Genomic DNA, 22,310 nt, shown 5'->3' with positions numbered 1-22,310 from the left:
CCGTCGAAACCTACTTAACTCATTGTTTACCAAGAAGTTTTCCGTTTCGACTGCGCCGGAAGTGGGGCGAATTATAGGCGCACAAAATCTGCCGTCAACGTTTAATTTGAATTTCCTATCAAACAGCCCGAAACTCTTTAAATCCTCTGCACTTGAGCAGTATATTGCGCATTACGTGCCCGTTAAGCGCATCAGCGCTCTGCCCTTTATATGAAAGACTTCGGACGAAAACCTTCAATGACCACCCCACCCCGCAGCCTGGCCTCCATACTGTTCCCTGTTGGCCTGCTGTTAATAGCGATGGCATCCATCCAGTCCGGCGCCTCGCTGGCCAAAAGCATGTTCCCTGTCATCGGCGCGCAAGGTACCACCACCCTGCGCTTGATTTTCGCCAGCGTGATCATGCTGCTTCTATTACGCCCATGGCGCGCCAAGCTGACGGCCAAGTCCTTGCGCACTGTAGTTGTCTACGGCATGGCGCTGGGCGGCATGAATTTTCTCTTCTATATGTCGTTGCGCACCGTGCCCCTGGGTATTGCGGTAGCGCTGGAATTCACCGGCCCGCTCGCCGTCGCCCTGTATGCATCGCGCCGGGCAGTGGACTTCTTGTGGATCGCGCTCGCAGTCGTCGGTTTACTCCTGCTGATACCGACGGGCGAAACCAGCAGTGGCATCGACGCGATCGGTGCCGCCTATGCTCTCGGCGCTGGTGTCTGCTGGGCGCTTTATATTCTGTTCGGCCAAAAGGCTGGTAACGATAACGGTGTGCAGACCGCCGCGCTCGGCGTCATGATTGCCGCTTTGTTCGTCGCGCCAATCGGCATCGTGCACGCAGGGACCGCGCTGCTGACTCCCGGCTTGATCCCCATCGCCATCGGTGTCGCCATTTTATCGACAGCGCTGCCCTACACACTGGAAATGGTTGCGCTCACCCGCCTGCCCGCGCGTACGTTCGGCACCCTGATGAGTATCGAGCCGGCGTTCGGCGCCCTCTCCGGGCTGTTCTTCCTGCATGAACACCTGACGCTCGCGCAATGGCTGGCGATCACCTGCATCATTCTGGCCTCCGTTGGGGCCACACTGACAATGCGCAACGAATCCAAACCGCTGGTGCCCGCCGACTGAGCTCTTTAAAAAGGCAGCGCTGGTATTTACTGCTCATTTAGGCCATGTTTAGGCCGTAAACGAAGGTCTTTCATGGAGAAACTCGACACGGACAGCATGAACGCTACGCTCGAGAGCGAGTAAAGGCCGGCTTCGTTTCTTTTGCGAAGCGGCTATTTAAGGATGGGAATGAAACGAATTTTGATACTGTTGCTGGTCGTAGGCATTGCCGGCTGTGCCGCGACCACGAAAACAGAAGTGAAGCGAGGCAAGAAAGGGCTGCATATCAACTGCTCGGGCCTGTCCTCCTCCTGGGATAAGTGCTACACCAGTGCGGCCGATTCCTGCGGCACCAAGGGCTATCGGGTTATCGCAAAATCCGGCGATAACGCCGAAGAACCCGGCGATTACCCCTTCGGCCTCAACCCTGCCGGCTACACCAGTCGCAGTATGATCGTCATTTGTAAGTAGCCGCCTGAGTGCTGCCCTGATCGGTCGCGATCAAGGCAGCACAGCGCGAAGCCCTCAGTCAGCCCGCGATCAAATCGCCGCTGTGCGCACCTGTAACCACGTGAGCGCCTCGCCACTGAGTAGCGGGCTCAGGCGTTCACGCACCTGGGCGTGATAAGCGTTGAACCACTCGCGCTCATCCGCCGTGAGCAAGGAAGGCTCCAGGCAACGGGTGTCGATCGGGCACAAGGTCAGGGTTTCGAATCTGAGGAAATCACCAAATTCGGTGGTCCCCGCTTCACGGTTCAACACCAGGTTTTCGATGCGCACGCCCCAACGTCCAGGGCGGTAGGTGCCCGGCTCAATCGACGTGATCATGCCCGGCTGCATCGCCGTTTGCGGTGCAGCTGCAGCCTGGTAGGCGATCACCTGCGGGCCTTCGTGCACGTTGAGGAAATACCCTACACCGTGACCTGTACCGTGGCCGTAATCCACGCCCTCGGCCCAGATCGGCGCACGCGCGATGGCGTCCAGCAACGGCGACAGGATGCCTTTGGGGAATTGAGCGCGGGACAAGGCAATCACGCCCTTGAGCACCCGCGTGCAATCACGTTTCTGCTCTGCGCTCGGCGTACCGATGGGCACCATCCGCGTGATATCCGTGGTACCGCCCAGGTACTGGCCACCGGAGTCGATCAGCAATAAGCCATCGCCTTCGATCACGGCATGCTCTTCTGGCGTGGCGTGGTAATGCGGCATCGCGCCATTGGCATTGAAGGCAGCAATGGTATTGAAACTCAGCGACACATACCCCGGACGGCGGGCACGCGCTGCCGTCAGATGCTCATCGATAGTCAGTTCAGTGATGCGTTCACGTCCCAAGGCCGACTCCAGCCAGGCGAAAAATTCGCACAAGGCGGCGCCATCCTGTTCCATGGCCTGCCGGATATGTTCGGCATCGGCCAGGCTTTTGCGCGACTTGGCCAGTGTGGTGGGGTTCAAGCCTTCTACCAGCATCACGCCGGCGTCGAGATGTTCCAGTAAACCGGCCGTCACGCGCGCCGGATCAATCTGCAGGCTTGCTCCGGACGGTACGGCTCGCAGCGCATCAGCCACATCACTGTAGTCGCGCACGCTCACGCCATCGCGCTCAAGCGCAGCGCGCAACTCGGCATCGACCTTGCTCAGCGCCACGAACAAGGTGGCCTGCTGTTGATTGATCAGGGCAAAGGATACGAACACTGGGTTGAACGATACATCGCCACCGCGCAGGTTGAACAACCAGGCGATGTCATCCAGGGTCGCAATGAAATGCCAGTCAGCGCCTTTGTCTTTGAGGCTGGCGCGCAGGGCCGCGAGTTTTTCGCTGCGGCTGAGGGTCGCCTGCGGCGGCAGGTGCTGATAGATCGGCTGGTTCGGCAGCGCCGGGCGGTCATGCCAGACAGCATTGAGCAGATCGATGTCCGTGCGCAAGCGCGCGCCACGCTGCGCCAGCTTGTCACCCAGAGTGCGCGCCGAGGCCACGGCCATTACCGCGCCATCCACCGCCACAACGCCACCTTCCGGGGTTTGTTCAGCCAGCCATTCAAGCGGTCCGGGCTGGCCCGGTTGCAGTTTCACCAGTTCGATACCGCTGCCCTTGAGCTCCTTGGTCGCCTGTTCCCAGTAGCGGCTGTCGGCCCACACCCCGGCAAACTCCGCAGTGACGATCAGCGTCCCCACCGAACCATGGAACCCGGACAACCATTGACGCCCCTGCCAGTATCCGGGCAGGTACTCGGACAAATGCGGGTCCGCAGACGGTACCAGCAGGGCATGAATCCCCTCTCGGCTCATCAGCTCACGGGTTTGCGCCAGGCGCTGGGGAACCGTTCCATGGGTCAAAGGCTGCGTAGTCATTGTGTCTCCTGCTAACCGCTAATAATTGTTATGCACTGCGAATGAAGTTTCAGACGGCCCAGAACGCCGGTGCGCTGGCCAGTGCCGACTTGATCAGTTGTACCGCTTCGTCGATATCCCGCTCGGTGGTAAACCGGCCCAGGCTCAGGCGAATGGTACGGCCGGCGCTGCGGGCGTCATGCCCGAGGGCCAGAAGCACATGGGACGGCGCGTTGCTGGCCGAATTGCACGCTGAAGTCGCCGAGAAGGCAATCCCTGCACTCAACGCAGCCGCGTTGAACTCGCCTTCATTGAACGTAAGGCTAAGGGTATGGGGGATTCGCTGTGTGGGGCTGCCGTTGAGGCGCAGACCCGCGATCGACGCCAATTGATCCAGCAGACGCTGACGCAAGGCTACGATCTGTGCCTTCTCCTCGGCGAAAGACGCTGCTGCCAGGGCGAACGCCGTGCCCATGCCCGCAATCTGGTGAGTGGCCAGGGTACCCGAACGCAAGCCGCCCTCATGCCCGCCACCATGAATCTGCGCCAACACCTTCTGCTGCGCACGCGGTCCTACATACAACGCGCCGATGCCCTTCGGACCGTAAAGCTTGTGGGCGGAAAACGACATCAAATCCACCGGCCACTGCGCCAGGTCGATGGCCACCTTGCCCGCCCCTTGCGCCGCGTCCACGTGAAACAACGCCCCGTGCTCGCGCACCCGTGCGCCGATAGCCGGGATGTCGTTCAACGTGCCCAGCTCGTTATTGACCAGCATCAGCGAGACCAGAAAGGTGTCTTCACGCAGTGCTTCACTGACCGCCTCGACACTGATCAAGCCATCGGCATCAGGCACCAGATACGTCACCGCCACCCCGGCTTCCTGCAATTGGCGCGCGGTGTCGAGTGTGGCCTTGTGCTCGATCTGGCTGGTGATGATATGCCCGCCCGCCACGCCACGCGCCTGGGCCACGCCCTTGAGTGCAAGGTTGTTGGACTCGGTGGCGCCGGAGGTCCAGACGATCTGCTCGGGCTGGGCGCCAACCAGTTCGGCCACCTGGCGACGCGCCTGCTCGACCGTTTGCCGCGCCGCTTGGCCGAAGGCGTGGGAACTGGACGCCGGGTTACCGAAATTGGCATTGAAACCCAGACACTCAACCATCACCTGGATGACCCGCTCATCCACCGGTGTGGTGGCGGCGTAGTCGAAATACAACGGACGTTTATTCATGGCGTTAAAAACTCGCAGAGCGTGTTCCCGAGAACAGTGTCGCGGGGGCATCGAACAGAACAGAGGTCGTCAGGTTTAACTGATCGGATGCCGTTATAGAAGGACCACTTTATGAAAATGTGCGTAGGAACGCTCCTGAAATTCAGCTTAACAGGCTGAAGTCACGCCATGGAAAACAAAAAACCCGAGTTTCCTTATGGGAACACTCGGGTTCTTCACCGTACCAGCGCCGCTCAACTGGGGCGATCCTTCAGGGCTACGCTGCGCTCGGCGTTCATTTCGCCCTGGTGATCAAAACCAAAGGTTTTTTGTGGCTGGCCGGTCAATGCCGCCCGCTGCTGCTGATATTCATCGAAGGACAATCCGCGGCGGCTCAGCGCTTCCAACGCCAGCTGTCTGGTTTCCTGTTCCGTGTAAGGCCGCAATTCAGGCGCCGGATGGGTTGCACATCCAGCGAGGACAGCGGTGACAAGCATCAGCGAAACAGCGAGTGAACGGTTCATGGCGGTAGCCCTGCGAAGGAGGTGTCGAGTCAATGAACACAGGCTACTCCCGCCCCTGCCCAGGGAAAAATCACCGTCCTCGATAGTGGCTATCAACCGTGGCGGCAGTCTCAATAGGCACAACGCTATATTCTTTTAAGATATATAAATATGTGAATCAATTAATTTACGGAATATAAGAATCCCTCTATAAACACCACAACGCTGCCCGCCAGACGAGGCCCAACCCACATCCGATTGCATTGCCAAACAAGATTGAGGTTCTCCCTTGACCGCCAACCCCCAAAGCGTCCTGCCCAGTGCACTGCAGACCGCCAAACTGCTGGCCGCCGAATTCGCCCTCAGCGCCGTCGAGCGTGACGAACGCGGCGGCACACCCAAGGCCGAACGTGACGCCCTGCGCCACAGTGGCCTGCTCGCCCTGAGTATTCCCCGCCAATACGGCGGCCTCGGTGCGCGTTGGAGCGAAACGCTGGGCATCGTGCGCGAGTTCGCCAAGGTCGACAGTTCCATCGCCCATGTCTTCGGCTTCCACCACTTGATGCTCGCCACCGTGCGCCTGTTTGCCCGCCCGGACCAATGGCAACCCTGGTTCGAACAAACCGCGCGCAAGAACTGGTTCTGGGGCAATGCTCTCAACCCGCTGGACACGCGCACGGTAGTCAGGGACTTCGGCGGCTGGCGGGAATTTTCCGGCAAGAAAAGTTTCTGCTCCGGCGCCAACGATTCAGAAATGCTCATCGCCTCGGCGGTGGATGAAAGCGCCGGAGGCAAGCTGCTGATTGCCGCCATTCCCAGCGGGCGCAGCGGGATCACCTTGCACAATGACTGGAACACCATCGGCCAGCGCCAGACCGACAGCGGCAGCGCCAGCTTTGAACGGGTGCGCGTTGAGGAGTCGGAATTACTGCTCGAACCGGGCCCACTGAGCACGCCTTTCGCCTGCCTGCGGCCGTTGATCGCGCAACTGACCTTCACCCATATGTTTTTAGGCATTGCCGAAGGCGCTTTCGAAGAGGCGCGCCACTACACGCTCACCGAAACCCGTGCGTGGCATAAATCCATGGCCGAGGACGTGCGCCAGGACCCTTACGTTCTGCACCACTACGGCGACTTCTGGGTCGCGCTGCAAGGCGTGCGCCTGTTGGTGGAACGCGCCGCAGAGCTGTTCGACCAGGCATGGGCCAAAGGCCAAAGCCTCAGCGAACAGGAACGCGGCCAGCTGGCCATTGCCATCGCCACCGCCAAAGTGGCCGCGACGCGCCAGGGCCTGGACCTGTGTACCCGTCTGTTCGACGTCACCGGCGCGCGGTCCACCCACGCGTCACTGCGCCTGGACCGCCACTGGCGCAACCTGCGCACGCAAACCCTGCACGACCCGCTGGATTACAAACTCCACGAACTGGGTGACTGGGCGTTAAACCAGGCCCTGCCGATTCCCACGTTCTATTCCTAAGAGAGGTGCCCATGCAGCTGTTGACCCTCCCACCCTCGCCTGCCCTCGCGACCTCGATCCGTGCCACGGCCCAGGTGTTCGAAGACCCGAAATCCCAGGCTCTGCTCGACCATATCCAGCAAGTGGCGCCCAGCGAAGCCAGCGTGCTGATCATCGGCGAAACCGGCACCGGAAAAGAACTGGTGGCGCGCCATATCCACAACCTCAGCGCGCGGCGCAACCGGCCATTCGTGGCGGTGAACTGCGGGGCGTTCTCTGAATCCCTCGTCGAAGCCGAGCTGTTCGGCCACGAAAAAGGTGCCTTTACCGGCGCCCTCAGCGCCAAGGCGGGCTGGTTCGAAGAGGCGGACGGCGGCACCTTGTTCCTCGACGAAATCGGCGATCTGCCCATGGCCATTCAGGTCAAGCTGCTGCGCGTGCTGCAGGAGCGCGAAGTGGTGCGCCTGGGCTCGCGCAAGAGCATTCCGATCAACGTCCGGGTACTGGCGGCAACCAACGTGCAACTGGAAAAGGCCATCAATGCCGGGCACTTCCGCGAAGACCTCTACTACCGTCTCGACGTGGTCAGCCTGGAGCTGAGCCCCCTGCGCGAGCGTCCCGGCGATATCCTGCCACTGACCCGACACTTCATCGAAGCCTACAGCCAACGCCTGGGCTACGGTCCGATCACCATCAGCCGTGAGGCCGAGCAAAAACTGCGCAGCTACAGTTGGCCGGGCAATATCCGCGAGCTGGAAAACGTGATTCACCATACCCTGCTGATCTGCCGCAACAGCGTGATCGAACGCGATGATCTGCGCCTGTCGAACCTGCGCATCGAGCGCCAGGACGACAGCCAGCACGGCACCGACAACAGCGCCGAAGCGTTGCTGGCGCGCGCCTTTCAAAAGCTGTTCGAGGAACAGGCCGGCGCCCTGCACGAAAAGGTCGAGGATGCGCTGTTACGCGCCGCGTACCGCTTCAGCCATTACAACCAGGTGCACACCGCCAGCCTGCTGGGCTTGAGCCGCAACGTCACGCGCACACGGCTGATCAAGATCGGCGAGCTGGCAGTCAACAAGCGTCGGCCTGGGGGAAACCTGCAGGGCGAGCGGATGCTGCACCTATCCATTTAGGCGGCAGTGCAAGGCGTCGTCATGGCTGCGCTCAAAACTGCGCAGCACCTGAAATGAATCAAAGGTCACCGCCCTGGCCTGGTGCATCCGGATCAGCGTCCAGAGGTCTTCGCCGCCTTGCTCGAAGCGCCGGAAGGCCGCCTCGCCATCCTCGCGGGATTGCCATTGCAGGCAGTTGAGCACCCGCCGCCCATCATCGCTGACCTGCACGCTCGCACTCAAAAAGCCACCATGGTTCTCGGCCAGTCGCTCGCTCTGGACGGTCAGGGCCGCCACCAGGGCAGACTGCTGGCGGGGGTCGATCTGAAATTCGATCAACTGCGTGAAGCTGCGATTCTTCTCTGATACCTGCATGAACACTCCCCTTTCTCTGTAGGCAGAATCTTGCGATTCAGTGCCACGCAGGGTAAAACCTCTAGTTAAGTCAAGGTCAAGTGATGAATCGGAGTTTGTATGCTCGACAAGCAACTCACCGTTGGCCAGTTGGCCGCCCGTAGCGGCGTGGCCGTCACCGCCCTGCATTTCTACGAAACCAAGGGGCTGATCAAAAGCAATCGCAACGCCGGTAACCAACGGCGCTACCCGCGTGACGTGTTGCGGCGAGTGGTAGTGATCAAGATCGCCCAACGCCTGGGCATTCCGTTGGCCACCATCGGCGAGGCGCTGCAAGCATTACCTGAAGGCCGCACACCGACGGCCAAGGATTGGGCACGCCTGTCGGCACGCTGGCGGGAAGACCTGGATGAGCGGATCAACAAGCTGGTGCAACTGCGCGACAAGCTCAATGGCTGTATCGGCTGCGGGTGCTTGTCGATGGACGCCTGCCCGTTGCGCAACCAGGGTGACCAACTCGGTGAGCGTGGGCCGGGAGCGCAGTTGCTTGAACCCAGTTGAGGCGCTACCCAGGTGGGAAGGGGCTCACCCCGGTACAAACCGGGGACATCGTTTACATTTCTAACCGGGGACATGGTTTACAGGTTAATACGCATGATCAGGAGGTAACTGATCATGCCCTGGAACCAAGAGTCTCCGATGAATCAACGAATCAGACTGGTCGCTGACTGGCTTTCTGGTAATTACACCAAAAGCCAGCTGGCGCGCCGCTTTAACGTAAGTCGGCCTACCGTCGACAAATGGATCGGCCGGCACAATGGTGATTTAAAGTCGTTAGCCGAACTGTCCCGACGCCCTCACAACAGCCCCAATAAAACCGACGATGAAATCCTGGCCCGTGTGGTGGCGATGAAGGAGGCGCACGATAAATGGGGTCCGAAGAAGCTTCTCGAGCTATTGCGACTTGAAGATCCCTCCATCGCCTGGCCTTCCCCAAGTACAGCAGGCCAATGGCTTGATCGACTTGGGCTCGTCCAAAAGCGGCGCTTCAAGCGCAGACACGGTACTTCCCCTGTAGTAATGCGCGAGGCCAACGAACCTAACCAGACGTGGTGCGCCGACTACAAAGGGCAATTCAAAATGCATAACGCGCAGATGTGCTTCCCTTTGACCATCACAGACCACGCTTCCCGGATGATTTTGGCGTGCAGGGCTCATTCAAAGATCAAGACTGAACCTGTTAAACAAGCCTTTGAGAGACTGTTTCAGGAGTATGGCATGCCCGAAGTTATTCGGTCGGACAACGGTGTTCCGTTTGCCTCTCCTGGCCTGGCAAGAATATCCACGCTGGCAGTTTGGTGGATACGTCTGGGCATCTATCCGGAGCGCACCATGCCAGGAAGACCGGCCCAAAATGGTCGCCATGAGCGGATGCACCGTAGCTTGAAACTGGAGCTGCCCTTAGGAGAAAACTTAATCGAGCAGCAGCTTTTGCTGGAGCATTTCAGGCATGAGTTCAATTACGTGCGCCCTCATGAAGCGCTCAGTATGAAGCGTCCAGGGGACGTGTATGTGCCGTCTACCCGGCCTTACCCAGGATGCTTGCCGGATGTGGAGTATCCGTCCGAAATGAAGGTTCGAAGCGTCAGACAGGACGGGTCGATCAAGTGGAACGGCAAGTTGGTATTTATCAGCGAGGCGCTGTCAGGGGAGCAGATAGGGCTTAAAGAGGCTGAGGATGATGTTTGGGATTTGTACTTGTGTGATTATCCCCTGGGAAGGCTTGGGCGAGGTATGACCCGCGTCCAAGCCTCAAATGTGTAAACGATGTCCCCGGTTTCAGATGTAAACGATGTCTACGGTTCTACACCCCTCCCACCGGTCGCTATCAACGCGCGGGCGGTGTGCGCGACACGTCCGGCCGGCTTCGGTAAGCCGTGCACCCCAGCCACAGGGTCATTACCGCCAGCGCCGTCAGCGGTAGCCCATGGAACAGCACAATCACCTGGGCCGGCGTCCACGTCAGGTAGAACGGCCCGACCACCAGCATCCCCACGCCGAAGCCCGCCATTTGAATCAGGGTCAATAAACTGAACAGCGGCAGGCGCAGGCTATCCGGCTCACTTTGCGCACGCGAGACCAACGCCACTTCAGACAGCCCGTCTCCCAACCCCGCCCACACCACCAACAGCAGCGCCAGCCACAATTGGGTTTGCTGGAAGGTGAGGATAAAGCCGCTGGACATCAGCGCCACGCCGAACATGAACAGGCGTTCCATGCTCGGCGTGCCACGACCTTTCAACAGCGCACTGGCAATACGTGCCCCGATAAACTTGCCGCAGGCCCAGACCGCCAGCAGATACCCCATCACCGTTTTGGCCGTGTCCGGGGAAATGTACTGGGACAGCACCGGCCAGCCGACGTTATGCGCCGCACTGCCAAGGGTGTCGAGCATGCTGATCAACAACATCGCGGCCAATACCGGCGCGGCGCGCAGCCCCTTGGTCAACTCGCGCCATTCGGCCGAGAGCCCGCGATGGGCGGCGATGGCGACGCGGTACAACCCGCGCAATGGCAGCACCAGGCAAGCGGCAATCACATAGGTGCCGATATTCACCGCGAACACCGCCTCGAATCCCCCGGTGGCAATCAGCAACCCCGACAGCAAACTGCCGAACACCGCGCCGGTGGCGGCCGCCGAGGTGATCCAGGCGTTGGTGTTCACCCGCTGTTCAGGGGCAACCCAGGTGGGCAACTGACTGTTGAGGCCAATGGCAAACAGCGAATTGCACAGGCCGATACCAAAGGCAATGAACGGCAACAGGCTGAGTTGATGGGTGGGAATCAGCAGCAACAGCGGCGTCAGCAACAACGCTCGCGCCAGGTCCAGCCCCGCCAACGTGCCGCGCCCGGCAAAGCGCCGGAAAAACGGGATGCCAAACAGGCTGGCGACAATGCCACCGGTGACGCGGCACGCCAGGAAGATGCTGACGAACACCACGCTCTGGCTGAGCCAGTAGACATAGGTGGACAGGGCCACCAGGTTGAGAAAGGCGCCAAAGTCCGAAACGCCGCGAGCAAAAATGATCAGCCGCGCGTTGCGGGTCGACAGGTACAGCTGTTGATCGAGGCTCATGCGGGCGGCGCCTCTTGATCGGCGGGCACGCTGCGCAGGCTGACCAACAGCATATCGCGCCACGCGGGTGTCGAATCGACCTTGGGCCGTACATCCCCGGCGCGATGGTAGAGCCTGCGGTCGTTGACCACGAGGGTTTCCAGGAAGTGCTCCATGGGCACATTCAACACCCGACTGTGCTCTGCTTCACCGGTGAACACTTCCGACACCACCGGCACCGTATTGTGCTCGCCGATAAAATGCATGAACACCCAATCCAGGCCATCCTGATGAATCCCCGACGTGGTGGGGCTGCTCGCTTGGGCATCCGCACGCACGCGGAACTGGTGGATGTCGATGGTGTAGCTCTGTTCGCCCAGGTGCGGTGCGATCACCGCCAAGTCTGTGGTCAGCAGCTTGCGCATCAGTGGATGCTCGATAAAGCCTTCCTCGCTATAGCTCAAGTGGTTCACCCCCTGACGATAGTTGACGGCGTAGGTGACCGGCGACTTGAACGCGGTGCTCCTGTCGATCTGCAACTGCCGTGAAGGTGATAAACGATAGCGCAGAATCCGCCGTTCACGATGGGTGTACGCCTTGAACGCCTCGTCGCGCACCAGGTTGGCCCAGTAGGCCCGGAAACTTTGCTCTTCTGCGGGCTCGACATTGATCAGTTCGCCAAAGTCACGGCGATGGCAGTAATGCTGCTCGCGCAACTGCGCGCTAATTCGTGGGATGTCCATATCGCTAGCCTGCCACTGGGGGGTCGATGATAACGCGCAGATGCTGACTGACCGCGTCATGCAGCGCGTGGGCGTCGGCAGCGTCGTCGACCTTGGCCCAGCACTTGAGCAGATAGTGCTCCTCGATGTCCGCATCGATCATATGGCCCGGCTCCTGCTGGGCGTACTCCAGCACCGCAGCGTTACGCTCCAGGTACTCCATGCCTTCGATGCCCTCGAACCGGCCGCTGTGCTGCGGGTAAATCGCCAGCATCGCGTAATGCTGCCCCGTCTCGGCCACCTTGCGTGCACCCGCCTCCAACTGCGCAGTGACATCCTGCCCGCCCGTCAACAACGAGAGATACAGTTGGTAGGGATCGATACCGGCCAGGTCACGCAACGCCGCGTTCACATAGAGCCCGCCCACGCGTGGGTTGATCTCGATCACCACCGGCCCTTGCTCCGTCATGCGGAACTCGAAATGCACCACGGCGTTGGTCAGGCCGACCGCGTGCAGGCACGCCACGGCGTACTCGCGGATCTGCGCGCACTGGCTGTCGGTGAAGGACGTCGGTGGGGTAATCAGCAGGTTTTCCAGGACCGTGCCACTGCGCTCGGTCAACAGCAGCTTCTCGTTGATCAGCAGCGGGTGCACACGCTCGCCGGCCACGACACATTCCACACTGCCTTCGATACCGGGGATGTACCCCTCCAATAACAGACTGCGCCCGGGAATGTAGTCGTGCCGTTGGCCGTCGTCTTCCGGCAGGGTGTGCACACAGCCGTAGAAATCCGCATACGCGGCGCCAGCGTGATCCCTGACGAACAGCACGTAGTGGCTGCGCAGCTCGGCCCAATTGGCGCACTTCTTGATAAACGCCGAAGCCCCGCCAAACGGCGGTTTGGCGATCAGCGGGTAACCCACCCGCTCGGCATTCTGCTGGAGTTGTTGTTCGTCATTGCACAGCGCAAACGGCACGGAACGAATGGCGTGCTGTTTCAATACCCTGCGCATCAGGAACTTGTTGTTGCACGCGGCAATCGCCTCGGGACTACTGTGCACCAGGCCCAGGCGCCGGGACGCCCGTGCCACGATGCAGCCGACTTCACCTTGCGCAGACGGATGACCGGCCTGGCAGAAAATTGCGCGAATCTGATACTGCTCATCGAGCTGGCCAACCAGGTCGAGGATGGCCTCCTCGTTGAGTGCGTCGAGCAGGAACACCGCATCACTATCATCCCTGAGCCGTTGCAGATGCCTGCGCCCAGTCACCCCCGCCGTCAGGCACACCAGGCCCTGAGCACGGGCAACCGCAAAATGCGGCTCTCGGTAGTTATAACGGACAGCAATACTGTCATCGACATCAATAAAAAGAATGGCGTCTTGTTTCATCACTTATACCGCCTCAGTCCATACGTTGATTCAGGCATCCTGCCAACTGCACCACTGCCCTTCCCAGTTACGGAAACGATAATGGCGCTGCCCATCGCGAACTTCGAAGTGCGGTAAATTCTCAGGTTTTTCAAAGTCCAACAACGGCACCGTGAACTTGCCTTGTGCGTGCGGTAGAACATATTCAGGCAGGGCGATATTAGACACTCGCCGTTTGAGGCGATCCATGATCGCGATGGCCTGGCTGATCGAGGCCTTATATTCCGACGCACCGGGTGAAAACGGCATGAAGTGATATAAGTAATACGGTTTTACGCCCAGACGATAAAGATCGATAAACAGTTTATGCAGGGTCGCTTCATCGTCGTTGACGCCGCGCAACAACGGCATATTGGAAAACACGATCGGCACCACGCCCTGAATACGTTTGACCGCCACCGCAAAGTCAGCGCTGAGTTCGAGCGGATGGCAGACGTGCACGCCGAACGCATTGACCTTGTACTTTTCCAGCATCGCGATCAACTCATCGGTCACGCGAAACGGGTTGAAGCTCAGAGCCCGCGAGTGAATACGGATCAGCAAGTCATCACTGATCCCGCGCAGGGCGGCCAGGTATTCTTCGAGCTTGCGGTCGGCCAGCATCAACGGGTCGCCGCCACTGAGAATCACTTCTTCAATAGCCGGGTTGGCGCGGATGTACTCGACCGATTCCATGAAGGAATCCTTGCTGGCGTTGGCCTTTTCAGTGCCCACCTGCAGCGTGCGCAGCGCTTCGAAGCAAAACTGGCAATAGGCGTTGCAGGTATTGGTGGTGCGCAGGATGACGCGATTGTCGTATTTGTGCTGGCAGATGGGCGTCTTCATTTCATGGCCCAACTCCCAGTTCTCGGAAGTGCCGTCGTAATCGCCCTCGACCTGTTCACTCCAGTACGGCACCACTTGCCGCCACAGCGGGTGGTCCATGACCGTGCCGGTAGTGAGGGAGCGCTTGATCAGATCGATGTAGTAAGGCGTGATCTGCATTTTGCGCCCGAGCAGGTTATGTTCGATGTGCGCAGTCGTTTCCTCGTCCCAACCACCGCAGGCGGCGCGCAGCGTCGGTTCATCACGCAGGGCGTTCTTCTGCTGCCAGCGCCAGTCCTGCCACTGTACCGAGCGGTGAATTTCTTGATCAAAAATCGACATGAGTGGGTACTCTCTGTTCAGGCATATGAATGCGTGCCCTTCCCTCTCGGGAACAGCGATATTCGCAACAATGACAATCGACTTAAGTGACAGGCGACGATCAGCTGGCCGATGCAATCAGCCCCGCTGGAAAGTGACAGGAATTTATTATCTGAGGGTTCGGATAAACGATGAATACGGTCATATAGCAACTTCCTTTTTTTTAAAATTATCTGACTTCCAAGCCGATACCTACTTAAGCCGAAGCTTCCGATACCGTCAATACAATATCCTTTGTTTTTTTCTGGTTTTAAACCGCACCTTTGCCTACCCCCGCAGGCATGGGTATCCAGCCGCTCACATGGGTTAATTTAAAAAGTAAATAGCACAGCAAATAACCCGCCAAATTATTTTTATACTTATGTAACTACGTACTTCAACGCTAGCCACTCAGCCTCGCCGTGCGCTTCGCTTGCACCCCATCCCTCAGTGCAATCAGGCACGATCATTGCCCCTGCGCAGGCCACCCCCGGTGAGCCTGAAACATTTTCTTTCATTTCCCCCTTGGGGATTTCTCATTCTCATCCGTCTTAACTTAGATACAGCCCGTCGCGTCAGCAAAAGCTACGACTGGCCTTTTCCGGGCTTCCATCGCCCCCTCCGATCAAGACCCTCATTCACATGTCGAAGAAGTCACGCTCAAAACTCTGGTTTCTCGTACACAGCTGGCTGGCGCTGCCCATCTGGTTCTTTGTACTGATCGTCTGCGTCACCGGCACCCTGGCGGTGGTCAGCCAGGAAATCGTCTGGCTGGCCAACCCGGATATCCGGGCGACCAAGCCGTCGGATGATGCCCAGCCGCTGAGCTTCGACCAGGTAATCGCCGCCATCAAGCACGACGAGCCCCAAGTCATCGTGCGCTCGATCATCCGCCCCGACGAATCACACTTCGCGTTGACCGTCGGTCTCAGCTACCCGGACGGGCGTTCGGTCGAGGCCTATGCCAACCCCTACACGGGCGCCATCCAGGGCATCAGCCCGTCGTTCGACTTCAAGCAATTTACCCGTGCCCTGCACGGCTGGTGGTTGGTGCCGTTCACCAATGGCTACAGCTGGGGTTGGTACCTGGTGTCGCTGCTCGGCCTGCCCTTGCTGGCCTCATTGGTCACCGGTCTGGTGGTGTACAAGCGTTTCTGGAAAGGCTTTTTGCGCCCCACCCTGCGCATCCGCCACGGCGCGCGCATCTTCTGGGGTGACTTTCACCGCCTGAGCGGTATCTGGTCGATCTGGTTCATCGCCGTCATTTCCATTACCGGCACCTGGTTCCTGATCGAGGCGACCCTGGCCGACAATCAGATTTCCATCTCCAGCGAGCCCATCGTGCCGGTGATTGCCCGGGAGAAGGTACCGCTGTCCGCCCCCGGCGTGCCTGCCCCGATGATTGCCCTGGACGAAGCGATCAAGATCGCCACCCAGCGCATTCCCGGGCTGGAGGCCACGTTTGCCTTCCTGCCCCTCAATGCCTACAGCCACCTGCAGATCGGCGGGCGCGGCTGGTACCCGCTGATGTTCCAGACCGCGCAACTGAACCCCTACAGCGGTGAAATCGCGGTCTCGCACCTGTTGTCCGACCGCACCACGCTGGAGTTCGTCACCGAGTCCATGCGCCCGCTGCACACCGGTGACTTCGGTGGCCTGTGGATCAAGCTGATCTGGGCCTTCTTCGGCCTGGTGCTGAGCATGATGGTGCTGAGCGGCTTGCTGATCTGGACCAAGCGCACCGCCCTGGCCACCCTCCACGCTCTCAAACGCGAGGCCAAGACCCAGCGCCCGCCTGTGCCCATCCCTGCCCTGCAGGCTGAAACCTCGGAGACGCACTGATGAGCAAGGTCGCGGCCAAACCCTCTTCACCCCTGCGCGCATGCTGGCTGAAGTGGCGTTTTCATATAAACATCCTGCTGCTGCTGGTGCCGCTAGGGTTTATGCCCAAGTATTTCGCCGATGCCGCGCTGTTTCGCGGCGATGCCGGCATCGGCGAGCGGGTCGCCGGGGACGTTCAAGTCGGCCCCTGGAGCCTGACCCTCGCGGAATTTCGCAACGAAGGCCCGCGCCCGGACCCGGCCGGCCCGATGAAAACCTTTAACGCCGCCCTGTGCGCCACCTGCGCCGAGCAGGTCAAGGCGACTTACCTGCGCATCGGCAAACCGCGCAGCCTGCGGGCCGCCGGGGTGATCTTCTTTGGCACGCCCTACCGCATGGGCGCCGTCCTGCCGGTGCCGGAACGCACGCCGGTCGACGCTGAACTGTGGGTCACCATGGAAGGCTGGGACGGCAGCATGCACCAGGGTTCCATTCCACTGAGCCAGGCCTCGCCCGCCACTGTTGCCTGGCTGAACAAGCAAGGAGTCAAACCATGATGTTCAAGCGCCTGATGCGCGCCGCTGGCGTGCTAGTGCTGAGCGCCGGCTTCACTGACGTGGCCTTCGCCCACAACCCGATGTGCGAATGCAAGGAAATCCCCGGCGAGCAGATCCAGTGCAAAGGGGGGTTCTCCGATGGCAGCGGCGCTCCGGGCGTGACCCTGGATGTGATCGGCTACGACGAGACCATCCTGGTGCCGGGCAAGCTCGGTGAGGATTCGACCCTGACCTTCAAGAAACCCGCGGCCGAATTCTATGTGCTGTTCGATGCCGGCCCCGGTCATGTGGTGGAAATCGACCAAGCGGATATCCAGGCGCCATGAGTACCGTACAAGTAGTGCGCCCGGCCGGCGCGGGTCATGAAACCCTTTACGTGCTGTTGCTGTGCCTGATCATCCTGGCGGTGTCGGGAACGGTGGTGGCCTTGCACGGTGAGACCCAGCAGCTCGCAACGGTGCCAAGCCACCAACTGGATGCCCGACGCGACCTGAGCGCCGCCGAACAGGGCATCTACGCCGACCTGCGCGTGACCCTGGATGAAATCCACTTGCTGCAGCAGGAGCAAAACGCCCTGCCGACACCGAACCAGTTGGCCCAGGAGGGCTTTGCGCCGTTTGCCCAGGACGCCAGTTCCGTCAGCCGTGGCGATCATCGCTGGCGGCTGCTCGCCCCCTCGGCCTACCTGGGCTTGAGCCAGGCACCGGGCACCAGCGGTTCGCTGTTGATGCGCGTGCAGGGCACCGAGCCGGATATCTGGCTCAACCGTGGCAACGACCTGGCTGCCCCCTCCGACCTCACTGACCAGGCGCTGATCGCTGCCGGCTGGCGGCAAGTGGTCGCGCAATTCGATGCTGGCGTGACCCGCCAGCACCGCCACTGAACGAGAAGACCGATTGCCCATGTCCATTTCATCTCCCCTGTTGCGCCTGTTGCTGGTTGGCCTGTTCAGCCTGATGCTCGCGCCCCTGGCGAACGCCGAGGCGGGTAAACGCCTGCGCATCGGCATCACCTTGCATCCTTACTACAGCTACGTGGCAAACATCGTCGGCGACAAGGCCGAGGTGGTGCCACTGATTCCGGCCGGGTTCAACCCCCATGCCTACGAGCCGCGCGCCGAAGACATCAAGCGCATCGGCACCCTGGACGTGATCGTGCTCAATGGCGTGGGGCATGATGACTTCGCCGACCGCATGATCGCCACCAGCGAGCGCCCGGACATCCCGGTGATCGAAGCCAACGCCAACGTGCCTTTGCTGGCCGCCACCGGCAATGCCGCGCGCGGTGCGGGCAAGGTGGTCAACCCGCACACGTTCCTGTCGATCAGTGCGTCGATTGCCCAGGTCAACAACATCGCCCGCGAGCTGGGCAAGCTCGACCCGGACAACGCCAAGACCTACACCCAGAACGCCCGCGCCTACGGCAAACGCCTGCGCCAGATGCGCGCCGATGCCCTGGCCAAGCTGACCAGTGCGCCCAACCCGGACCTGCGCGTGGCCACGGTACACGCGGCCTACGACTACCTGCTGCGCGAGTTCGGCCTGGAAGTCACCGCCGTGGTCGAACCGGCCCACGGTATCGAGCCCAGCCCCAGCCAGTTGAAAAAAACCATTGATGAACTGCGCGCCCTGGACGTGAAAGTGATTTTCTCGGAAATGGATTTCCCGTCTTCCTATGTCGACACAATCCAACGGGAATCCGGGGTCAAGCTGTATCCGCTGTCGCATATTTCCTACGGTGAATACAGCGCGCAAAAGTATGAGGTGGAAATGACCGGCAACCTCGACACCGTGGTTCGCGCGATCCAGGAGTCGGGAACATGACGGCGGCGCAACCGCTGAACCTGGCCTGTGGCCCGACCCTCGACTTTGACCAGGTGTCGCTGACCTTGGGCCGCACCGTTATTCTCGATGAGGTGAGCTTTCAGGTACGGCCCGGCAGCATTCACGCGTTGGTCGGCCCGAATGGCGGCGGCAAAAGCTCGCTGATCAAGACCCTGCTCGGGCAAACGCCGCACCAGGGCCGCTTGAGCCTGGAGTGGCCGGGCAGCCCCGGCACCATTGGCTATGTGCCCCAGGCCCTGGAGTTCGACCGGGGTTTGCCGATGACCGTGGATGATTTCATGGCCGCCATGTGCCAGCGGCGGCCGGCGTTTCTCGGCCTGTCCCGGCACTACGCCGGCGCGATTGGCGAGGCGCTGGAACGGGTCGGCATGCAGGACAAGCGCAAGCGGCGCATGGGCGCCTTGTCCGGCGGTGAACGCCAACGGGTATTGCTGGCTCAGGGGCTGATTCCGGCGCCGCAATTGCTGGTGCTGGATGAACCGATGTCGGCCCTCGATGAGGCCGGTATCCAGGTGTTCGAGCGACTGTTGAATGACTGGCGACTGGCCGGGATTACCGTGCTGTGGATCGAGCACGACCTCGAGGCAGTCGGGCGCCTGGCCGACCGCGTGACCGGCTTGAACCGCCGCGTACTGTTCGACGCCACGCCGAAACAGGCCCTCACCCCCGACCGCCTGCTGACCCTGTTCTCCACCCACCCTCGGAGCCTGGCGCAATGAGTTATGAAGCGTTTCGCCTGATGGTCCAGGGCTGGGCCTCTGCCGGTTATCTGCCCGAGGCACTGGCCTACGGCTTTGTGGTCAACGCCCTGCTCGCCGGCCTGCTGATCGGCCCGGTGCTGGGCGGCCTGGGCACACTGGTGGTGGTCAAGCGCTTTGCGTTTTTCTCCGAAGCGGTCGGCCATGCCGCGCTGACCGGCGTGGCCGTGGGCATTCTGCTCGGGGAACCCTACACCGGGCCCTACGGCAGCCTGTTCGGCTACTGCCTGCTGTTCGGCATCCTGCTCAACTACCTGCGCAACCGTACCGGCCTGGCGCCGGATACGCTGATCGGCGTATTCCTGTCGGTGTCCCTGGCGCTGGGCGCAAGCCTGCTGCTGATCCTGGCCGGCAAGATCAATGTGCACATTCTGGAAAACGTGCTGTTCGGTTCGGTGCTGACGGTCAATGGCAACGACCTGCTGGTGCTCGCGGTCGTCGGTTCGCTGGTGATGGCCCTGGCGTTGCCGCTGTACAACCGCATCATGCTCGCCAGCTTCAACCCGCAATTGGCGGCGGTGCGCGGGGTGGCGGTGAAGACCCTGGACTATCTGTTCGTGATTCTGGTGACGCTGATCACCGTCGCGGCGGTCAAGGTGATCGGCGCCATCCTGGTCGGTGCGCTGCTGGTGATTCCGGCGGCGGCGGCGCGGCTGCTGAGCCAGTCGCTCAAAGGGTTCTTCTGGGTGTCGGTGGCGATTGCGACCGTCAGCACCCTGTGCGGCATCCTGCTGCCGATCATCTTCGACCTGCCGGTGCCTTCCGGCGCCGCAATCATCCTGGTCGCCGGTATCGCCTTCGCCCTCGCCGCGATCGCGCGCGGTACAGTGCCCAGCCTCAAAGGGAATCTTGGATAATGCGCCCTGACTTTCGCCCACTGGCCCTGGCCATGGCTTGCCTGATCAGCACCCCGTCGCTCGCTGTCGTGGATGGCTTCCAAACCAGGGACTTCGTCGCCAACCATGGCCTTGGCCATGCTGCGCTGACCAAGCCCAACACAGTAAAACCGGTCAAGGTGCTGGCCTCGTTGCCGATCACCTACGGCCTCGCGCAAGTGCTGCTTAAAGGCACCGATGTGCAGCTCGAACGCGCCGCCCCCGCCAACCTGCCCGGTTCGCGGCAAGTGTCGTACTTCACCGGGCGCGGTGCGCCAGCGCTGAGCCAACTCGCCCAGGATGCCGATGCCGCCATCGGCCTGCGCTCGCTGTGGGCGGACGACCCGCTCTACCCCGTGGCTCGGCGCAGCAATATCCGCATTGTCGAAGTGGACGCTGCGCGCCCGGTGGATGGCGGCTTACCGGGCATCGCCGTGCAGCCGGGCGTCAGCGATGGCTTGAACAGCCAACCGTGGCAGTCGGGCAACAACATGGGGCGCATGGCCGATGTATTGGCGGCCGACCTGAGCCGCCTGGCGCCGGGCGCCAAACCGCAGATCGACGCGAACCTGGCCGCGCTCAAGCAGCGCCTGCTCAAGCTCGCCGCCGACAGCGAGGCGCGCCTGGCCCAGGCCGATAACCTGAGTGTGGTCAGCTTGAGCGATCACTTTGCCTATCTGGTCAGCAGCCTGAACCTGGAACTGGTCAGTACCGATGCACGACCGGATGCGGACTGGACGCCTGAAGCGCTGCAACAGTTCAGTGCGCAGTTGAAAACCAATGATGTGGCGACGGTGCTGCACCACCGCCAGCCGAGTGAGGCGGTGAAAGCGGCGGTCACGGCTGGGGGCGCCACCCTGCTGGTATTGAATGTGGACGGTGCCGACCCGGTGACAGAGCTGCAAACCAATGTGGATCAGGTGATCAAGGCACTCACGCCCTGAGCCCCTCGCCCAGCGTCAAACCACGTCCACCCCCACATGAATCGCATCATGGCGCCAGAACTCCAGGTCGCAGTCGATCAAGCGCTGGTGCTGATCATAGTTGACCCGGGCGATCCGCAAGCCCGGGCTGCCCACCGATACGCGCAACGCAGCGGCGGCCTCCACCGGCAGTGAGGTCGGTACGATCTCGAAACGCACCCGTCCATAGTGCAAGTCGTACTTGCGCGCATACAGTTCGGTCATCGACTGATTCAAGTCGCACGCCAGGATCCCAGGAAAATACTGCGGGTTCAGGTAGTGCTCGACGTACAGCACCAGCCGCCCATCGATCCGCCGTCCCCGGCAGATCTGGATCACGCTGGACAGCGCCGGCAACTGTAACCAGGCGCACACCGCCGCCGATGCCGGTTGCAGGCGCGCAGAAATCACCTGGGTCGATGCCACCCGGCCCTGGTCGTTGACCATCGCGTGAAAGTGGCTGCGCTGCATCAGGTTGTAAGCCAACCGAGGCGGCGAGACGAACCAGCCTCGGCGCTCCTCGCGATAGATCTGCCCTTGGGCTTCAAGCTGTAACAAGGCTTCCCGCACGGTAATGCGAGTGGTACCAAACAACTCGCTGAGCTTGCGCTCGGCGGGCAGTTTGCTGGCGGGCGGCAACAGGCCGTGGTCGATCTGCTCCTGCAGCGCCAGCCCGATGGAGGTTACCGCTTTGATTGCCTCGTCACGCATCAACGTTACCTATCTGGACTAGACCAGCACCATTCAAGTGCACATAAAGCTGCATAAACGTCCCACCTCAATGTTGCGCCAGCCTAGGCATTGCAGATGACCGACAGATGACAGCCGCATCCCCCTCGTGCACCACACCCTGCAATACATCGGCCAAGTCCAGGCGTTACGGGCACTTGGGCATGGTCTACGCTATGTCTGCGCCGAACGACATCAGCGCCTCAAAAACGACATCGACATGAAACTGTCATCCATCGCGTCTAGATTGGCTCAGGTATT

General features: G+C 60.8%; 23 protein-coding genes. 14 read left to right on the top strand and 9 right to left on the bottom strand.

All coding sequences use genetic code 11. The features are described from left to right. Positions 1 to 237: 237 nt before the first annotated feature. Entirely contained in the window at positions 238 to 1,125 is an 888-nt protein-coding gene (gene rhtA / locus C4J89_RS09255; protein WP_124414301.1) for a threonine/homoserine exporter RhtA, read from the top strand. Between the two features lie 168 nt (positions 1,126 to 1,293). Next, on the top strand, positions 1,294 to 1,575 hold the full coding sequence (locus C4J89_RS09250) for a hypothetical protein (protein WP_124366501.1): 282 nt from the start codon (positions 1,294 to 1,296) through the stop codon (positions 1,573 to 1,575). A 69-nt stretch (positions 1,576 to 1,644) separates the two neighbouring features. Here C4J89_RS09250 and C4J89_RS09245 read toward each other — a convergent pair whose 3' ends face one another. The 3 genes from C4J89_RS09245 to C4J89_RS09235 form a co-directional block, all read right to left on the bottom strand. After that, on the bottom strand, positions 1,645 to 3,453 hold the full coding sequence (locus C4J89_RS09245; protein ID WP_124414300.1) for an aminopeptidase P family protein: 1,809 nt from the start codon (positions 3,451 to 3,453) through the stop codon (positions 1,645 to 1,647). Positions 3,454 to 3,502: 49 nt separating this feature from the next. After that, positions 3,503 to 4,663: a cysteine desulfurase family protein gene (locus C4J89_RS09240; RefSeq protein WP_124414299.1), complete on the bottom strand. Its 1,161-nt coding sequence runs from the start codon at positions 4,661 to 4,663 to the stop codon at positions 3,503 to 3,505. Between the two features lie 233 nt (positions 4,664 to 4,896). Then, the gene (locus tag C4J89_RS09235) at positions 4,897 to 5,166 is read right to left on the bottom strand and encodes a hypothetical protein (protein WP_124362064.1); all 270 of its coding nucleotides are present in this window, start codon (positions 5,164 to 5,166) and stop codon (positions 4,897 to 4,899) included. A gap of 268 nt (positions 5,167 to 5,434) precedes the next feature. Here C4J89_RS09235 and C4J89_RS09230 point away from each other — a divergent pair, with 268 nt between their 5' ends. Both C4J89_RS09230 and C4J89_RS09225 read left to right on the top strand, forming a co-directional pair. After that, on the top strand, positions 5,435 to 6,622 hold the full coding sequence (locus tag C4J89_RS09230; protein WP_124414298.1) for an acyl-CoA dehydrogenase family protein: 1,188 nt from the start codon (positions 5,435 to 5,437) through the stop codon (positions 6,620 to 6,622). A gap of 11 nt (positions 6,623 to 6,633) precedes the next feature. Further along, positions 6,634 to 7,737 (top strand): sigma-54-dependent Fis family transcriptional regulator, encoded by a 1,104-nt coding sequence (locus tag C4J89_RS09225; protein ID WP_124414297.1) that lies wholly within the window; start codon positions 6,634 to 6,636, stop codon positions 7,735 to 7,737. Here the strand turns inward: C4J89_RS09225 and C4J89_RS09220 are convergent. Then, the gene (locus C4J89_RS09220) at positions 7,726 to 8,091 is read right to left on the bottom strand and encodes an antibiotic biosynthesis monooxygenase (RefSeq protein WP_124362061.1); all 366 of its coding nucleotides are present in this window, start codon (positions 8,089 to 8,091) and stop codon (positions 7,726 to 7,728) included. The two genes, C4J89_RS09225 and C4J89_RS09220, sit on opposite strands and share 12 nt — an antisense overlap. A gap of 99 nt (positions 8,092 to 8,190) precedes the next feature. Here C4J89_RS09220 and soxR point away from each other — a divergent pair, with 99 nt between their 5' ends. Beyond that, on the top strand, positions 8,191 to 8,631 hold the full coding sequence (gene soxR, locus C4J89_RS09215) for a redox-sensitive transcriptional activator SoxR (protein ID WP_124414296.1): 441 nt from the start codon (positions 8,191 to 8,193) through the stop codon (positions 8,629 to 8,631). A gap of 114 nt (positions 8,632 to 8,745) precedes the next feature. Further along, complete coding sequence (locus C4J89_RS09210) at positions 8,746 to 9,894, top strand: DDE-type integrase/transposase/recombinase (RefSeq protein WP_124360843.1); 1,149 nt, start codon at positions 8,746 to 8,748, stop codon at positions 9,892 to 9,894. Between the two features lie 64 nt (positions 9,895 to 9,958). Here the strand turns inward: C4J89_RS09210 and C4J89_RS09205 are convergent, their stop codons facing one another. From C4J89_RS09205 to C4J89_RS09190, 4 genes are read right to left on the bottom strand one after another with little or no spacing between them, the layout of a single operon-like run. Then, positions 9,959 to 11,206: an MFS transporter gene (locus C4J89_RS09205; protein WP_124414295.1), complete on the bottom strand. Its 1,248-nt coding sequence runs from the start codon at positions 11,204 to 11,206 to the stop codon at positions 9,959 to 9,961. Continuing rightward, entirely contained in the window at positions 11,203 to 11,928 is a 726-nt protein-coding gene (locus C4J89_RS09200) for a 2OG-Fe dioxygenase family protein (RefSeq protein WP_124362058.1), read from the bottom strand. Before C4J89_RS09200 ends, C4J89_RS09205 begins: the two co-directional genes overlap by 4 nt. Positions 11,929 to 11,932: 4 nt before the next feature. Next, a complete protein-coding gene (locus tag C4J89_RS09195; RefSeq protein WP_124414294.1) occupies positions 11,933 to 13,300 on the bottom strand; it encodes an acetyl-CoA carboxylase biotin carboxylase subunit family protein in 1,368 nt (455 codons plus the stop codon). A gap of 30 nt (positions 13,301 to 13,330) precedes the next feature. Further along, positions 13,331 to 14,485, bottom strand: coding sequence for a KamA family radical SAM protein (locus C4J89_RS09190; RefSeq protein WP_124414293.1), 1,155 nt, complete (start codon positions 14,483 to 14,485; stop codon positions 13,331 to 13,333). A gap of 660 nt (positions 14,486 to 15,145) precedes the next feature. On the opposite strand from C4J89_RS09190, the gene C4J89_RS09185 reads away from it, so the two are divergent. The 8 genes from C4J89_RS09185 to C4J89_RS09150 are packed head-to-tail and all read left to right on the top strand — an operon-like array spanning position 15,146 to position 21,302. Continuing rightward, positions 15,146 to 16,345 carry a PepSY domain-containing protein gene (locus C4J89_RS09185; RefSeq protein WP_124414292.1) on the top strand — a complete coding sequence of 400 codons (1,200 nt, stop codon included), beginning with the start codon at positions 15,146 to 15,148 and terminating at the stop codon, positions 16,343 to 16,345. Then, positions 16,345 to 16,881 (top strand): thiamine pyrophosphate-binding protein, encoded by a 537-nt coding sequence (locus tag C4J89_RS09180; protein WP_124362054.1) that lies wholly within the window; start codon positions 16,345 to 16,347, stop codon positions 16,879 to 16,881. The genes C4J89_RS09185 and C4J89_RS09180 overlap by 1 nt, the downstream gene beginning before the upstream one ends. Positions 16,882 to 16,895: 14 nt before the next feature. After that, positions 16,896 to 17,207: a hypothetical protein gene (locus tag C4J89_RS09175; protein ID WP_256658985.1), complete on the top strand. Its 312-nt coding sequence runs from the start codon at positions 16,896 to 16,898 to the stop codon at positions 17,205 to 17,207. Further along, positions 17,204 to 17,764, top strand: coding sequence for a DUF6162 family protein (locus C4J89_RS09170; protein WP_124414291.1), 561 nt, complete (start codon positions 17,204 to 17,206; stop codon positions 17,762 to 17,764). Before C4J89_RS09175 ends, C4J89_RS09170 begins: the two co-directional genes overlap by 4 nt. A gap of 19 nt (positions 17,765 to 17,783) precedes the next feature. Continuing rightward, entirely contained in the window at positions 17,784 to 18,704 is a 921-nt protein-coding gene (locus C4J89_RS09165) for a metal ABC transporter substrate-binding protein (RefSeq protein WP_124362051.1), read from the top strand. Continuing rightward, the gene (locus tag C4J89_RS09160) at positions 18,701 to 19,444 is read left to right on the top strand and encodes a metal ABC transporter ATP-binding protein (protein ID WP_124362050.1); all 744 of its coding nucleotides are present in this window, start codon (positions 18,701 to 18,703) and stop codon (positions 19,442 to 19,444) included. Before C4J89_RS09165 ends, C4J89_RS09160 begins: the two co-directional genes overlap by 4 nt. Next, a complete protein-coding gene (locus tag C4J89_RS09155; RefSeq protein WP_124362049.1) occupies positions 19,441 to 20,340 on the top strand; it encodes a metal ABC transporter permease in 900 nt (299 codons plus the stop codon). The genes C4J89_RS09160 and C4J89_RS09155 overlap by 4 nt, the downstream gene beginning before the upstream one ends. Further along, positions 20,340 to 21,302: a metal ABC transporter solute-binding protein, Zn/Mn family gene (locus C4J89_RS09150; RefSeq protein ID WP_124414290.1), complete on the top strand. Its 963-nt coding sequence runs from the start codon at positions 20,340 to 20,342 to the stop codon at positions 21,300 to 21,302. Before C4J89_RS09155 ends, C4J89_RS09150 begins: the two co-directional genes overlap by 1 nt. 15 nt (positions 21,303 to 21,317) lie before the next feature. On the opposite strand, the gene C4J89_RS09145 is transcribed toward C4J89_RS09150, so the two are convergent. Then, complete coding sequence (locus tag C4J89_RS09145) at positions 21,318 to 22,031, bottom strand: UTRA domain-containing protein (RefSeq protein WP_124362047.1); 714 nt, start codon at positions 22,029 to 22,031, stop codon at positions 21,318 to 21,320. Between the last annotated feature and the right edge of the window lie 279 nt (positions 22,032 to 22,310).

This window comes from Pseudomonas sp. R4-35-07, assembly GCF_003852235.1.
GTDB lineage: Bacteria > Pseudomonadota > Gammaproteobacteria > Pseudomonadales > Pseudomonadaceae > Aquipseudomonas.
This window is presented reverse-complemented; position numbering and strand designations above follow the sequence as displayed.